The sequence below is a fragment of the Rathayibacter sp. VKM Ac-2804 genome (assembly GCF_009866655.1).
Classification (GTDB): Bacteria; Actinomycetota; Actinomycetes; order Actinomycetales; family Microbacteriaceae; genus Rathayibacter.
On record NZ_CP047420.1, the window covers coordinates 2,130,906 to 2,145,700 of the forward strand.

A 14,795-nucleotide genomic window follows, 5' to 3' on the forward strand; every position below is an offset into this window, starting at 1 on the left:
GCTGAACCATGGCCATCCAGGAGACCCTCGTCCTCGTCAAGCCCGACGGCGTCGCCCGCAACCTCACCGGCGAGATCCTCCGCCGCATCGAGGCGAAGGGCTACTCGCTCGTCGACATCAAGCTCGTCGAGGCCGACCGCGAGCTGCTCGCCACCCACTACGCCGAGCACGAGGGCAAGCCGTTCTACGAGCCCCTCGTCGAGTTCATGGAGAGCGGCCCCATCGTCGCCCTCCGCATCGCCGGCGACCGCGTCATCGAGGGCTTCCGCTCCCTCGCGGGCACGACCGACCCCACCACCGCCGCCCCCGGCACCATCCGCGGCGACCTCGGCCGCGACTGGGGCCTCAAGGTCCAGCAGAACCTCGTCCACGGCAGCGACTCCGCTGAATCCGCGGAGCGCGAGCTCTCGCTCTGGTTCGCCTGAAAGGCCAACCTCCGCGAGAGCTCGCGCTCCGCGGTGTTTCGCGGTAATCCGCGAAACCGCGGTCGGCTCTAGGAGGCGGGCGCGTTCCGCAGAGCGTCCTGCGCTCGGCGACGGGAAAGCGCTGACACGCGCTTTCCCGGATGCGCCTCCGAGGCGGTCGCCCGCGTGCTCAGGTCCTTCGGCGAGAGCTGCCCGAGCGGGCTGGTCCTCTCAGGTGGGGACGGGAGCGCACATGCTGATCGAGTAGCCCGCGCAGCGGGCGTATCGAGATCCACCGGGGTCAGCAGGCGGGTCTGCAGGCTCCCGTCCTGACGACGGTGGGTCTCGATACGCCGCTGCGCGGCTACTCGACCAGCATGGAAGGGCGCGCCCCGCGGCCTGGCCCCCAAGCATGCTGTCGGCAGCGCGATGGCCCCCGCGCATGCTGAAGGCAGTGCGCCGGCCGGCGACCATGCTGATCGAGTAGCCCGCGGAGCGGGCGTATCGAGATCCTCCGCCCCCCGGGGGCGGCGTCGGCTGTCAGCCCGGCAGCGTCAGAGGTAGGACAGCACGTCCAGGCGGATCTGTGCCATCACGGCGATCGCCAGGTAGCAGACCAGCGTGATGAACGGCACCCAGCCGTACGCGGCGCCGGCGAAGCGCCGGACGGCGGCGGGGACCGGGAACACGCCCTCGCGGAGGTTGCGGAGCGTCACCAGCCAGAAGGCGGGGATGACGACGGCCCAGGTGAGCATGCACCAGGGGCAGAGCGTCCCCAGCGCGAAGATGCTCGTCGCGACGAGCCAGCCGACGAAGCCGAGCGCGAAGACGAAGCCGAGGTTGAACAGCGCCCAGAACCAGCGGTCGAAGCGCGCCCCCGCGAGCAGCCCGGCGCCGACGACGATCGGGGCGATCCACGCGGCGACGCCGATCAGCGGGTTCGGGAAGCCGAAGATCGCGCCCTGCGCCGACTTCAGGTTCGCGCTGCACTGCACGAGCAGGCTGAAGTCGCAGCCGAGGGCCTCGGACGACCCGCTCAGCGAGGTGAACTTGTCGAGCGTCAGCGTGAACGCGGCGATCCACCCGATCACGCCGAGCACGATCAGGAGCACCGCGAAGAGGACCGGACGCTGCTGGCGGGGGGCGCTCGGCACCTCGGGATCGCTGGACACCGGGGGATTATGGCACGCGGCGAATCGGCGCCTCTGGGAATGCGTGCGATAATCGGAGCCGTCGGCCCGGAAGATCCCGCGCCGGCGCGAAGAAGGTTTACCGGGCGAGCACCGGGCCACAGGAGATCGACAGCGTTCCGCGAATGAGCGCGATGGATCCCCACGTGTCGGATAGTCAGTTCCGAGGAGAAGCTGCAACCGGAGTCCTGCGCCACGTGAGCGACGGGACCGGGGGAGCGGAAGGATTCGCGGCGGGCCGAGGCCCGTCGCTCGAGAACAGCATCCGGGTCGACGGCGCGGCGCACGACCCGGCCGAGGAGTGCACCAGGAATGGTGGAAGACAACAACACAGGCGGATCCGAACCGGACCGCGACGAGCCCCGCAGCGGGGCCAGGAAGATCAGTCGCCTCTTCGGTGGCCGTCGGACGAATCGACGGGCCGGATCGAGCGCATCAGCGACAGGGGAAACGATCATCGACACGAACGAGACCGAGCAGAACGGGTCGGACACGACCGCCGCCGACACCACCGCGGAGGTCGCAGAGACCGAGGAGTCGGTCCCGACCGGCGCCGTCGACACCCGGACGGAGACGCCGGCGGACGCCGAGCCGGCCGCGCCGCAGGAGTCGGCTCCCCGCCGTCCGCCGCTGCCGAGCACGTCGCTCCTGTTCCAGGCGCCGATCCTGCCGGACTACGTCCAGCTCACGCCGCTCCCGCCCCGGGGCGCCCCGCTCGGCGTCCGCGACGAGCGCGACGAGCCGGAGGAGGAGCAGGGCTCCGTCCGCCGCCGGTCGCGCCGCCGCAGCGGCGAGAGCGACCGCACCGGCTCCGACGACCCCGAGAACACCGTCGTCCGGGTCCGCCAGCCGCGCGAGCAGCGCGAACCCCGTGAGGCCCGCGAGCCGGAGCTGATCACCGAGCCGCAGCGCATCAAGGGCTCGACCCGCCTCGAGGCGAAAAAGCAGCGCCGCCGGGACGGGCGCGACGCCGGCCGCCGCCGCACGGTCGTCACCGAGTCGGAGTTCCTCGCCCGCCGGGAGGCCGTGGATCGCGTCATGGTCGTCCGCTCGAAGGAGGACAGCATCCGCATCGGCGTGCTCGAGGACGGCGTCCTCGCCGAGCACTACGTCGCCCGCTCGCAGGAGGCGTCGCTGATCGGCAACGTCTACCTCGGCCGCGTGCAGAACGTCCTGCCCAGCATGGAGGCGGCCTTCGTCGACATCGGACGCGGCCGCAACGCCGTGCTCTACTCCGGCGAGGTCGACTGGGACGCGGCGAACAACGCCGGCGGCCCGCGCCGCATCGAGCTGGCGCTCAAGCCCGGCGACCGCGTGCTCGTCCAGGTCACCAAGGACCCGGTCGGTCACAAGGGCGCCCGCCTCACCAGCCAGATCTCGCTGCCGGGCCGCTACCTCGTCTACGTGCCCAACGGCTCGATGAACGGCATCTCCCGCAAGCTCCCGGACACCGAGCGCGCGCGTCTGAAGAAGATCCTCAAGGAGGTCCTGCCGGAGAACGTGGGCGTCATCGTCCGCACCGCCGCGGAGGGCGCCACGGAGGCGCAGCTGACCGTCGATGTCGAGCGCCTCACCGCGCAGTGGACCGCGCTCAGCACCAAGGCCGCGACCGGCCAGGCGCCGGCGCTGCTGCACAGCGAGCCGGACCTGCTGATCAAGATCGTCCGCGACGTCTTCAACGAGGACTTCGAGAAGATGGTCATCGCCGGCGACGACGCCCGCGAGACCATCGAGCTCTACCTCAGCCAGGTCGCCCCCGACCTGCTCGAGCGCGTCGAGGTCTACGGCGGCGAGCAGGACGCGTTCGACGAGTTCCGGATCACCGAGCAGATCGAGAAGGCGCTCGAGCGCAAGGTCTGGCTGCCCAGCGGCGGCTCGCTCGTGATCGACCGCACCGAGGCCATGACGGTCGTCGACGTGAACACCGGCAAGTTCGTCGGCTCCGGCGGCAACCTCGAGGAGACGGTCACCAAGAACAACCTCGAGGCCGCGGAGGAGATCGTCCGCCAGCTCCGCCTGCGCGACATCGGCGGCATCATCGTCGTCGACTTCATCGACATGGTCCTCGAGTCCAACCGCGACCTCGTGCTCCGCCGCCTCGTCGAGTGCCTGAGCCGCGACCGGACGAAGCACCAGGTCGCCGAGGTCACCTCGCTCGGCCTCGTGCAGATGACCCGCAAGAAGCTCGGACTGGGCCTCCTCGAGACCTTCAGCGAGAACTGCGAGGTCTGCGCGGGCCGCGGCGTGATCGTCCAGCACGACCCCGTCGTCAAGCACCGCTCGACCGCCGCCCCGCAGCAGGAGCGCCGCCGCGGCGGCAAGCCGGTGAACGAGCAGCCCTCGAACGGCCGCAACGGCTCGGCCGGGCAGAACGGCTCCCCCGCCCAGAACGGCACGGGCGGGCAGAGCGGCTCCAAGCCGGTCAGCACCCACGCCATCACCGACGACGCCAAGAACGCGCTGGCCCAGATCGCCGCCAGCACGATCCATCCGGCCGCCGTCCGCCATGCCGCGGAGGAGGCCGTCGCCCTCGTCGACGAGGCCACGACCACCGCGGCGGAGTCGGAGCCGATCGAGCAGCCGGCCGACCAGTCCGCGGAGCGTCAGGGCGACTCGTCCGGCCGCCGCGAGCGTCCCGCCCGGGGCGAGCGCCGTCGCCGCGGTCGCGACCGCGAGCCGCGCCAGGAGACGCCCGAGTCCGGCGAGCAGCAGGAGTCCGCTCCCGCCGCCCGCGACACGACCCAGGAGGCCGCACAGGCGCCCGCGGCCCGGGCCGAGGCTCCCGTGGCTCAGGCCCCGGTCGTCCCGATCCTCGACATCCCGATCCCGCCCGCTCCGGTCGTCGCCGAGCGCCGGGTCCCCACCGCGGTCGCCGAGCACCTGCTCGACTCCGTCCTCGACGCGCTGCCCGCGCCCAAGCAGCCCGGCCAGGGCCGCGCCAAGAGCCGTCGCGTGACCACGGCGGCGCTCACCGGGATCGCGGTCGTGCCCGAGCAGACGCCGCGCCGCGCGCAGTAGCGGTCGCTCGCGAGAGTCAGTGGGGCCCGGTGCCCGGCGCGAGCCGGCGCCGGGCCCTCTCCGCGTCCCGGTCGCGGCCCTTGACCCGCAGTCCGCTGTCCCGGAGCCGCTCGACGAGCTCGCGGCTGCCTACCGGCAGCGCACCGGCCGCGAGCAGCTCCTCGCGGCGCGCCGCGGGCACGTCGTAGTGATCGAGGTCGAAGCCGCGCTCCGGCAGCCCGACCCGGCGGGCGAAGGCGTGCAGCTCCTCCAGGGAGGAGTCGCTGACGAGGTGGGCCCAGAGGGTGTCGTGGGCGGGCCAGCGCGCCGCGTCGAGGAGGATCGCCATCCGTCGATCGTAGGCGGCGCGCCTGCCCGATCCGCGGTGCGGCCTGCACTATCGTGACGGGGTCGTCGGTCGGACGGCGCCCCCTCCGGGGCGGTGCCCGTTTGACCGGGGAGCACGGATCCCGTACTCTTGACCGTTGGTGTGGCGCGATCCATGTGCTCACGCAGATTTCCGTTGCCGCTCGGCCCCTCCCGGGGTGCGAGCCGCGGTGCCGGTCCCCTCGTCTCGTACGAGAGGCGGGTACGACCGGGAAGACCGGGGTCCGACCCCGTCCTTACAAGCCCCGGACAGCGCTCACGCGCCGTCCAGATGAGAAACAGGTACGAGAAGTGGTTTACGCAGTTGTGCGCGCCGGTGGCCGGCAGGAGAAGGTCGAGGTCGGCACCATCGTGACGATGGACCGCATCAAGGCCGACGAGAACGGCACCGTGCAGCTGGCTGCCGTGCTGCTCGTCGACGGGGACTCCATCACCTCGGACGCCGCGGCGCTCGAGAAGGTGTCGGTCACGGCCGAGGTGCTCGAGGAGCTCCGCGGTCCGAAGATCATCATCCAGAAGTTCAAAAACAAGACCGGGTACAAGAAGCGCCAGGGGCACCGTCAGGACCTCACGCGCGTCAAGGTCACGGGCATCAAGTAACACCCACACTTCGCTGATCTGCGGCGGGAGCCATCGCTCCGCAGAGCATCAGCACGGGGCTGCGGCCCCCGGTCTCGAGGAGATGAGAAATGGCACACAAGAAGGGCGCAAGCTCCACCCGCAACGGTCGCGACTCGAACGCGCAGCGCCTCGGCGTGAAGCGCTTCGGCGGTCAGGTCGTCAGCGCGGGCGAGATCATCGTCCGCCAGCGCGGAACCCACTTCCACCCCGGCGTCAACGTCGGACGCGGTGGCGACGACACCCTGTTCGCCCTCTCGGCCGGCGCGGTCGAGTTCGGCCAGAAGGGCGGCCGCAAGGTCGTCAACATCGTGGTGGCCGCCGCTTAGGCAGCTCTCCTCGGCCGAGCAGGCACAGGACGCAAGGGGCGGGCTTCGGCTCGCCCCTTGCGCGTTGCAGCGGCACCCGCTCTTCGGGCGCGCCGCTCCCCGCACCTCGCCCTCCGCCATCCGGCGTCGGACACTCCGGCGCCTCCATCTCCACATCGGACGGAACACACCATGGTCACCTTCGTCGACAACGTCACGCTGCATCTGCGCGCCGGGCACGGCGGGAACGGCTGCGTCTCCGTCCGCCGCGAGAAGTTCAAGCCGCTCGCCGGCCCCGACGGCGGCAACGGCGGTCACGGCGGCGACATCGTGCTCGTCGCCGATGCGCAGACCACCACGCTGCTCGCCTTCCACCGCCACCCGCACCGCTCCTCCGCCAACGGCGGCCCCGGCATGGGCGACCACCGCGCCGGCGGCAACGGCGACCTCCTCGAGCTGCTGGTCCCGGTGGGCACCGTCGTCAAGTCGCCCACGGGCGAGGAGCTGCTCGACATGGACGAGCCCGGCCTGCGCTTCGTCATCGCCCCCGGCGGCCAGGGCGGCCTCGGCAACGCCTCGCTCGCGACCACCAAGCGCAAGGCCCCCGGCTTCGCCCTGCTCGGCACCCCGGGCTGGGAGGGCGACGTCGTCCTCGAGCTGAAGACCGTCGCCGACGTCGCGCTCGTGGGCTTCCCCTCGGCCGGCAAGTCCAGCCTGGTCGCGGCGATCTCGGCGGCGAAGCCCAAGATCGCGGACTACCCCTTCACCACGCTCGCCCCGAACCTCGGCGTCGTCCAGGCGGGGGAGTCTCGCTACACGGTCGCCGACGTCCCCGGCCTGATCGAGGGCGCGAGCGAGGGCAAGGGCCTCGGCCTCGAGTTCCTCCGCCACGTCGAGCGCTGCACCGCCCTCGTCCACGTGCTCGACTGCGCCACGCTCGAGCCCGGCCGCGACCCGCTGACCGACCTCGACATCATCCTCGGCGAGCTGGCCGCGTACCCGGTCGGCGACGGCCAGGTGCCGCTGCTCGAGCGCCCGCAGCTGATCGCCCTCAACAAGGTCGACGTGCCGGAGGCGCAGGAGCTCGCCGACTTCGTCCGCGCCGACCTCGAGGCCCGCGGCTACCGCGTCTTCGAGATCTCGACGGTGAGCCACTCGGGACTGCGCCAGCTGACCTTCGCGCTCGGCGAGATCGTCGAGCAGCACCGCCTCGCCCTCGCCGCCGAGCCCAAGCCCGAGCGCATCACCATCCGCCCGCGCGCCGTCGACGAGAAGGACTACGAGATCCGCGTCGAGGGCGGCTCGTACGGCAACGTCTACCGCGTGCTCGGCACCAAGCCGCAGCGCTGGGTCGCGCAGACCGACTTCACCAACGACGAGGCCGTCGGCTTCCTCGCCGACCGGCTCGCGAAGCTCGGCGTCGAGAACGGGCTCTTCTCGGCCGGGGCCGTCGCCGGTTCCACCGTCGTCATCGGCCCGGGCGACGGGGTCGTCTTCGACTGGGAGCCCACGCTCACCTCGACCGCTGAGCTGATCACCGCCCCGCGCGGCACCGACCTCCGCCTCGAGGAGAACAACCGCAAGACGCGCAGCGAGCGCCGCGACAACTACCTCGAGCGGATGGACGCGAAGGCGGCCGCCCGCGCCGAGCTCGACCGCGAGCGCCAGGGCGGCGTCTGGCGCGTCTCGGACGAGGACGACCTGGTGGGCGACGCCGAGGAGGTCTGACTCCTCGGCACCTCCCTCGGCGAGGCGCCGTCTGCGAATACACTGGCCGGATGCCGCAGACGACCCTCGACAGCTCCGTCCTGACCGAGCGGTTCGCCGCCTCCCGCACGGCCTCCCGGACGCTGCGCAGCGCCACGACCGACCTCAAGAACCGCGCCCTCCTCGCGATCGCCGACGCCGTCCGCGGGGCCGTCGAGCGGATCGTCCCGGCCAACGAGCTCGACCTCGCGAACGGCCGCGAGAACGGCATGAGCGCCGGCCTGCAGGACCGCCTCCGCCTCGACGAGGCGCGTCTCGGCTCGCTCGCGGATGCCGTGGTCGCGGTCGCCGGTCTCGTCGACCCGGTCGGGCAGACGGTCCGGGGCTCGAACCTGCCCAACGGCGCCTCGCTCACCCAGGTCCGGGTGCCCTTCGGCGTCGTCGGCGCCATCTACGAGGCGCGGCCCAACGTCACGATCGACATCGCCGCCCTCGCGCTGAAGAGCGGCAACGCGGTGATCCTCCGCGGCGGGAGTGCGGCCGAGAACACCAATCGCGTCCTCGTCGAGCTGCTGCAGGAGGCGGTCGCCTCGGTCGGGCTGCCCGCCGAGCTGGTCCAGACGGTCGACGACTTCGGCCGCGAGGGCGCCAAGGCCCTGATGCGCGCCCGCGGCTACGTCGACGTCCTCGTGCCCCGCGGCAGCGCCGGCCTGATCGAGTCGGTCGTGACCGAGTCGACCGTGCCGGTCATCGAGACGGGCGCCGGAGTGGTGCACGTGTTCCTCGACGCGAGCGCGGACGAGCAGTGGGCCGTCGACATCGTGCACAACGCCAAGACCCAGCGCCCGAGCACCTGCAACGCCCTCGAGACGCTGCTCGTGCACCGCGACGCCGCCGAGCGCCTCCTGCCGCCGGTCCTCGGCCGCCTCGCCGCCGCCGGAGTCACCGTGCACGGCGACGAGCGGGTCCGCGCGATCGTCGCGGACGCCGTCCCGGCGACCGAGGAGGACTGGACGGCCGAGTACTACTCGCTCGACATCGCGGTCGCCGTCGTGGACGACCTGGACGCGGCGATGGACCACATCGCCCGCTACTCCACCCACCACACCGAGTCGATCGTCACGAACGACCTGCGCAGCGCCGAGCGCTTCCTCGCCGAGGTCGACTCCGCGGTGGTGATGGTGAACGCGTCCACCCGCTTCACCGACGGCGGCGAGTTCGGCTTCGGCGCGGAGGTCGGCATCTCCACGCAGAAGCTGCACGCCCGCGGCCCGATGGGACTCCCCGAGCTGACGAGCACCAAGTGGCTGCTGCGCGGGTCGGGTCAGGTCCGCTCATAGCGCCGCACCCGGCCCGCGGCGGTGTCCGGGTAGACTCGACGACGCCCTGAGTGGGCGATCCCGATTCCAAGGAGCACCGCATGTCCCTCGTGACGACCGTCCTCGCTGAAGCAGCGCACACCGAGCTGCCGATGCCGACCATCGTCTACGGGCTGATCGCCGTCGTCGCCTTCACCGCGCTCGGCTTCGTCACGTGGAGCTACCGCGACGTCGCCAACCGCCACTCGCACAAGACCGGTGCCGGCTCGCACGACTCCCACGGCCACGGCCACTAGTCCGGCGGCCCTGCGATCGTGACGTCCGCCGCGAGCGGAGACCCGCGGCGTCCGCGCATCGGCGTGATGGGCGGCACCTTCGACCCCATCCACCACGGACACCTCGTCGCCGCCTCCGAGGTGGCGCAGTCGTTCGACCTCGACGAGGTCGTCTTCGTGCCCACCGGCCGGCCGTGGCACAAGAAGACGGTCACGCCCCCGGAGCACCGCTATCTGATGACGGTCATCGCGACCGCCTCCAACCCGCGCTTCACGGTCAGCCGTGTCGACATCGACCGCGTCGGCACGACGTACACGATCGACACGCTCCGCGACATCCACCTCGCGCACCCCGACGCCGAGCTGTTCTTCATCACGGGAGCCGACGCCGTCGAGCAGATCCTGAGCTGGAAGGACTACGACGAGCTCTGGGAGCTGGCGCACTTCGTCGCCGTCAGCCGACCGGGTCACGCCCTGTCCGTTTCGGGATTGCCGGCTCAGGACGTATCCTTGTTGGAAATTCCGGCGCTAGCGATTTCCTCGACGGACTGTCGGAGCCGCGTGAACCGGGGTGATCCGGTCTGGTATCTGGTTCCCGACGGTGTCGTCCAGTACATCTCGAAGCACCACCTGTATCGGAGCACGCCATGACAGTTCAGCACGAGGGCGCGCCGCTCACCCGGCGCGAGATCCGTGAGCGCGAGCGAGCCGCGGCCGGCGCCGCGCCCGCCGCCGCACCGACGACCTCCCGCCGCGCCGCGACCGCGTCCGTCACCGCCGCGGGCGAGATGCCCGTCCTCACCGCGACCCAGGCCCTGCGCGTCCCCGTCGTCGCGCCGACCCCCGCCGCCGAGCCCGAGCTGAGCACCTCCGCGATCGAGGTCGTGCTGCCCGAGGGCGTCGACCGCAGCACGCTCACCCGCCGCGAGCTCCGCGCGCTGCTCGCCCAGCAGCAGGCGGAGCAGGTCGCCGCGACCCCCGAGGCCGCGCCCGCCGATGCCGCGCAGGATCCGGCGAAGGCCGAGCCCGACGCCGCTGAGGAGTCCGCTCCCGAGGAGTCCCCTCCCGAAGAGGCCGCTGCCGAGGAGTCCGCTCCCGAGGCTTCCGCCGTCGAGCAGCCGGCCGACGAGCTCGAGCAGTCGGACGACGAGCCCGAGCAGCCCAAGCTCAACACCGCCCTCTTCGCCACGGTGGGCACGCTCGACATCGCGGACGAGAAGGCCACCGAGATCACCGGCAGCTTCCACCCGCCGATCGAGCACCTCGCCATCACCGACGAGCTCGACAGCAAGTCCAAGGAGGAGGTCGACGCCTCCTTCGACTCCCTCATCGCGAGCGGAGTCGCCGCGACCGGCGCCGTCACCACGACGAACGCCCTCATCCTGCCGACCGCGGGCGACGCGTCGCCCGTCCGCACGGACACGGGGGAGGTGCTCGTCACGGGCTCCTTCGACCTGCCGCGGAGCCTCGGCTCCACCGGTCAGCACCCGAACCTCTACGACTCGCCCGATGTCGACCGCTACGTCGACCGCATCGACCGCGAGCAGCCCGCCTCCGACTCGGAGCCCGTCCGGGCGTCGAGCGCCGTCTCCACCCACGCCGCGGGCACCGCGATGATCGCCCCGCAGAAGCGCCGCGCCGTCAGCGTCCCCGTCGTGCTGGCCATCACCGCCGCCGTCCTGCTGGTCGCCTCGATCGCGCTGTTCATCGGCGGCTTCGTCCTCAACATCTTCTGATCCACCACCGACACTGAAGGCTTCATGACTGCGACCGCTTCCGCCCGCGCCCTGCTCGACCTCGCGGCCACCGCCGCCGACTCCAAGGGCGGGGAGGACCTCGTCGCGCTGGACGTCTCGGGACCGCTGCCGCTCGTCGACATCTTCTTCCTGGTGACCGGGCGCTCCGAGCGCAACGTCGTCGCCATCGCCAACGAGGTGGAGGACCGCCTCAACGAGTCCGGCGCCAAGCTCCTGCGCCGCGAGGGCCGCGCCGAGGGCCGCTGGATCCTGCTCGACTTCGGCGACCTCGTCGTCCACGTCTTCCACGAGGAGGACCGGATGTACTACTCGCTGGAGCGCCTCTGGAAGGACTGCCCGGTCGTCCCGATCACGGTGGCGAACGCCGTTCCCGCCGACTCCGCAGCCTCCTCGAACTGAGGAACACGCCCGGCGTCGCTGCTCGATTTCGCTCCACGCGCTTCGTGTTGTAGTTTATTCGAGTTGCTTCCGCCGGGCGGAGGAGCGGGTCGCAAGGCCGGCACCTCCAGTTCGAGAAGCGCACCAAGGGTCCGTGGCGCAGCTGGTAGCGCACCTGCATGGCATGCAGGGGGTCAGGGGTTCGAATCCCCTCGGATCCACCGCAGGCAGAGAGCCCCGCACTTCTCCGGAAGCGCGGGGCTTCTCTCGTCTCCGGACGGCGCGCGAGCGGTACCGGCTGGCGCTGGAGAGCTGAGTGCTCCGCCAGAATGGCGGGATGCCGACTCCGACCGCGCCGCGCGGCCTCATCACCCAGTTCTCCATCGTCGACGCGCTGCTGGCCGGTCTGTTCGACGGCGTCGTCACCCGTGCCGAGGCCGACGAGGCCGGCGACTTCGGGCTGGGCTGCGGCGACCACATGGAGGGCGAGCTCGTCGTGCTCGACGGCGTGCACCGGCTGTTCCGCGGCGACGGCTCGGTCGTCGTCCTCGAGCCGGAGGACACGATCGCCTTCGCCGAGCTGGCCCGGTTCGCTCCGGACAGCACGGAGACGGTCGAGGCGGTGCCGTCGCTCGACGCCCTGCTGACGGCGGTGCGGCGGACCGTGCGGAGCCCGAACGTGTTCGTCGGCGTCCGTCTCCGCGGCCGCGTCGAGCACCTGACGCTGCGGCAGCCGATCGCCCAGGTGAAGCCGTACCTCCGTCTCGCCGACGCGATGCGCGACCAGCGCGAGGTGCACCTGCGCGACGTCGAGGGCACGATCGTCGGCTTCTACGGCCCGAAGCCGTTCCAGGGGATCAGCGTCGCCGGGCTGCACACCCACTTCGTCGACACGAGCGGCACCGTCGGCGGCCACGTCCTCGCGGCGTCCGGGCTGAGCGGCGAGCTGGCGGTCGAGCAGTACGCCGGGCTCACCGTGCGCCTCCCGGAGTCGGAGGACTTCCTCGCCGCGGACCTCGACGACGAGGTCGGCAGCTCCGACGCCGCCATCCGCGCCGTCGAGACCGACCACGCGCACTGAGGCGCACTCCTACGGGGGAGCGGCGGCCCTACCCTGGACGCATGCCCACGCTGCGCGACGTCCACGCCGTCATCGACCGACTCTGGCCCGAGGGGGCCGCGGAGGACTGGGACGCTCCCGGCCTCGTCACCGGTGACCCGGTCGCGCAGGTCGAGCGGATCCTCCTCACGGTCGACGTCGTCGCCGACACCGTCTCCGAGGCCGTCGACGGCGGCTACCAGCTGCTCCTGGCCCACCACCCGCTCCTGCTCCGCGGGGTCACCTCGATCGCGGAGGACGGCTACAAGGGCCGCCTGCTCGCCGAGCTGATCCGACACGGCTGCGCCCTCGTCTCCGCTCACACCAACGCCGACATCGTCGCGGACGGCGTCTCCGACGTGATCGCGACCAGGCTCGGACTCACCGGCACGACGCCGCTCGTCCCGGGGCAGGACCCGTCGGTCGGCCTCGGCCGCGTCGGCGACCTCGCCGAGGAGGTCACGCTCGGCCGCCTGGCCCGCGCCGTGGCCGAGCTGCTGCCCGCCACCGCCGGGGGAGTGCGCGCTGCCGGCGACTACGAGGCGCCCGTCCGCCGGGTCTCGCTCTGCGGCGGGGCGGGGGACTCCCTCCTCGACAGCCCTGCGGTCCGCACGAGCGACGTCTACATCACGGCCGACCTCCGGCACCACCCGGCGTCGGAGGCGCGCGAGAAGGCCCGCCACGGCACCGGGCCGGCGCTGCTCGACGTCTCGCACTGGGCGAGCGAGTGGCTCTGGCTCGACGTCGCCGCGGCGGCGCTGCGCACCGCGCTTCCGGGGGTCGTCGTCGACGTCAGCGAGACCCGCACCGACCCCTGGGATTTCGCCATCGTCCACTGACGCTGCGTGAGCGCGCGAGAATGGAGCCGGCACGCCCACCCTCCGTGCCGGGAACGAGGACCGCGACGTGATTGCCAGCCCCGCCGACCAGCGAGAGCTCCTGACTCTGCAGAGTCTCGACACGAGGGGCAACCAGCTCCGTCACGCCGTCGCCACCCTGCCGCAGATCGCGGCGATCAAGGCGATGCAGACCCGCGACAACGAGACCCGCCGCGCCCTCGCGGAGCGCAACGGCCGGCTGGAGGACGCCCGCACCGAGCTCGGCCGCATCGAGTCCGACGTCGAGGTCGTCGACAAGCGCCTCGCCCGCGACCGCGACCGCCTGCAGACCGCGTCGTCCGCGAAGGACATCGCCGCGCTCGAGGGCGAGATCACCTCGCTGGTGAAGCGCCGCGGCGACCTCGAGGACATCGAGCTGACGCTGATGGAGCGGATCGAGGGCATCGAGGCCGAGGTCGCCGCCGCCCAGGCCGAGCGCGACGAGGTCGTCGCCGGCATCGCGACCCTCGCCGAGGAGCGCGACGCCCAGGCCGAGAAGCTGGCCGGCAAGCAGGAGGCGCTCGCCCGCGACCGGGCCTCCCTCGTCGAGAAGATCCCCGCGGACCTGGTCGAGCTCTACGAGAAGCAGCGCGCCCGCTACGGCGTCGGCGCTGCCCTCCTGCGCGGCAAGGTGTCGGAGGGGAGCGGCGTCGCCCTCACCGAGTCCGACCTCGCCTGGATCCGCACCACCGCGCCCGACGAGGTCGTGCTCTGCCCGGACAGCGGCTGCATCCTCGTCCGCGGCGACGAGTCGACGCTCGCCTGACCCGCGCCGTACACTGGTCCCGCGAACGGGCCGGCAAGACGGTCGCGTCGCCGGGGTGAGAGCTCCGGCGCCGAGGAACGTCCGGGCTCCGCAGAGCAGGGCGGTGGGTAACACCCACCCGGGGCGACCCGCGAGACAGTGCCACAGAGAACAGACCGCCACGGGCCCCGGCCCGCGGTAAGGGTGAAACGGTGGTGTAAGAGACCACCAGGGGCCGGAGTGATCCGGTCCGCTCGGTAAACCTCGCCCGGAGCAAGGTCAGACAGAGGACGATGCGGCTGCTCGTCGGGTCCTCGGGTAGACCGCTGGAGGGTCACGGCGACGTGCCCCCGAGAGAGATGGCCGTCCAGCGCCCGCCGAGAGGCGCGGCGTGAACAGAACCCGGCGTATCAGCCTGCCCCTTCGCCACGAAAGGCCCCGCTGCGCGGGGCCTTTCGTGTCTCGTGGCCGGCTGTGCCTTCTTGCGCGGCGGTCCCCGCCCGCCGCGCAGTGGTCGGCCCGAGCGGAGGGACGCGTTCCCCAGAGCGTCTCGCGTCCGGCTCCGGAGAATCGCCGGCACGCGTCGCGGGATCTGTTCTGCGCCGCGGTCCCTGCCCGCCGCGCCGCGGTCGGCCCGAGCGGAGGGTCGCGTTCCGCAGAGCGCCCTGCGTCCGGCTCCGGAGAAACGCTGGCACGCGTTTCTCCGGCTCGCCTCGTGTTCGTGCTGATCGAG

General features: G+C 72.1%; 15 protein-coding genes, 1 tRNA gene and 1 other RNA gene. 15 read left to right on the forward strand and 2 right to left on the reverse strand.

The window, feature by feature from the left end; all coding sequences use genetic code 11:
* Window positions 1-8: 8 nt before the first annotated feature.
* Window positions 9-425, forward strand: a complete 417-nt coding sequence (gene ndk / locus GTU73_RS10060) for a nucleoside-diphosphate kinase (protein WP_160089105.1) — start codon at window positions 9-11, stop codon at window positions 423-425.
* Window positions 426-958: 533 nt separating this feature from the next.
* Here the strand turns inward: ndk and GTU73_RS10065 are convergent.
* Entirely contained in the window at window positions 959-1,576 is a 618-nt protein-coding gene (locus GTU73_RS10065) for a vitamin K epoxide reductase family protein (RefSeq protein WP_244231592.1), read from the reverse strand.
* A gap of 330 nt (window positions 1,577-1,906) precedes the next feature.
* Here GTU73_RS10065 and GTU73_RS10070 point away from each other — a divergent pair, with 330 nt between their 5' ends.
* Entirely contained in the window at window positions 1,907-4,612 is a 2,706-nt protein-coding gene (locus tag GTU73_RS10070; protein ID WP_160089107.1) for an Rne/Rng family ribonuclease, read from the forward strand.
* Window positions 4,613-4,628: 16 nt separating this feature from the next.
* On the opposite strand, the gene GTU73_RS10075 is transcribed toward GTU73_RS10070, so the two are convergent.
* Window positions 4,629-4,940 carry a DUF4031 domain-containing protein gene (locus tag GTU73_RS10075; RefSeq protein WP_160089109.1) on the reverse strand — a complete coding sequence of 104 codons (312 nt, stop codon included), beginning with the start codon at window positions 4,938-4,940 and terminating at the stop codon, window positions 4,629-4,631.
* 329 nt (window positions 4,941-5,269) lie between these two features.
* Here GTU73_RS10075 and rplU point away from each other — a divergent pair, with 329 nt between their 5' ends.
* The 13 genes from rplU (at window position 5,270) to rnpB (ending at window position 14,488) form a co-directional block, all read left to right on the forward strand.
* Entirely contained in the window at window positions 5,270-5,578 is a 309-nt protein-coding gene (rplU, locus tag GTU73_RS10080; RefSeq protein WP_123445822.1) for a 50S ribosomal protein L21, read from the forward strand.
* Between the two features lie 89 nt (window positions 5,579-5,667).
* Window positions 5,668-5,925 carry a 50S ribosomal protein L27 gene (gene rpmA / locus GTU73_RS10085; RefSeq protein ID WP_123445823.1) on the forward strand — a complete coding sequence of 86 codons (258 nt, stop codon included), beginning with the start codon at window positions 5,668-5,670 and terminating at the stop codon, window positions 5,923-5,925.
* A gap of 171 nt (window positions 5,926-6,096) precedes the next feature.
* The gene (gene obgE, locus GTU73_RS10090; RefSeq protein WP_160089111.1) at window positions 6,097-7,632 is read left to right on the forward strand and encodes a GTPase ObgE; all 1,536 of its coding nucleotides are present in this window, start codon (window positions 6,097-6,099) and stop codon (window positions 7,630-7,632) included.
* Between the two features lie 50 nt (window positions 7,633-7,682).
* Window positions 7,683-8,951, forward strand: coding sequence for a glutamate-5-semialdehyde dehydrogenase (locus GTU73_RS10095; protein WP_160089113.1), 1,269 nt, complete (start codon window positions 7,683-7,685; stop codon window positions 8,949-8,951).
* Between the two features lie 80 nt (window positions 8,952-9,031).
* On the forward strand, window positions 9,032-9,226 hold the full coding sequence (locus GTU73_RS10100) for a hypothetical protein (RefSeq protein WP_123445826.1): 195 nt from the start codon (window positions 9,032-9,034) through the stop codon (window positions 9,224-9,226).
* Between the two features lie 18 nt (window positions 9,227-9,244).
* The gene (gene nadD, locus GTU73_RS10105) at window positions 9,245-9,856 is read left to right on the forward strand and encodes a nicotinate-nucleotide adenylyltransferase (RefSeq protein WP_123445827.1); all 612 of its coding nucleotides are present in this window, start codon (window positions 9,245-9,247) and stop codon (window positions 9,854-9,856) included.
* On the forward strand, window positions 9,853-10,941 hold the full coding sequence (locus GTU73_RS10110) for a hypothetical protein (protein ID WP_160089115.1): 1,089 nt from the start codon (window positions 9,853-9,855) through the stop codon (window positions 10,939-10,941). The genes nadD and GTU73_RS10110 overlap by 4 nt, the downstream gene beginning before the upstream one ends.
* Before the next feature lie 24 nt (window positions 10,942-10,965).
* Entirely contained in the window at window positions 10,966-11,361 is a 396-nt protein-coding gene (gene rsfS / locus GTU73_RS10115) for a ribosome silencing factor (RefSeq protein WP_123445829.1), read from the forward strand.
* Between the two features lie 127 nt (window positions 11,362-11,488).
* Window positions 11,489-11,561, forward strand: a tRNA-Ala gene (locus tag GTU73_RS10120).
* Window positions 11,562-11,677: 116 nt separating this feature from the next.
* Entirely contained in the window at window positions 11,678-12,421 is a 744-nt protein-coding gene (locus GTU73_RS10125) for an acetolactate decarboxylase (RefSeq protein WP_160089117.1), read from the forward strand.
* 41 nt (window positions 12,422-12,462) lie between these two features.
* Window positions 12,463-13,278 (forward strand): Nif3-like dinuclear metal center hexameric protein, encoded by an 816-nt coding sequence (locus GTU73_RS10130; protein WP_160089119.1) that lies wholly within the window; start codon window positions 12,463-12,465, stop codon window positions 13,276-13,278.
* Between the two features lie 67 nt (window positions 13,279-13,345).
* The gene (locus tag GTU73_RS10135; protein ID WP_160089121.1) at window positions 13,346-14,083 is read left to right on the forward strand and encodes a hypothetical protein; all 738 of its coding nucleotides are present in this window, start codon (window positions 13,346-13,348) and stop codon (window positions 14,081-14,083) included.
* Between the two features lie 26 nt (window positions 14,084-14,109).
* Window positions 14,110-14,488, forward strand: an RNA gene (gene rnpB / locus GTU73_RS10140) — RNase P RNA component class A.
* Window positions 14,489-14,795: the final 307 nt, after the last annotated feature.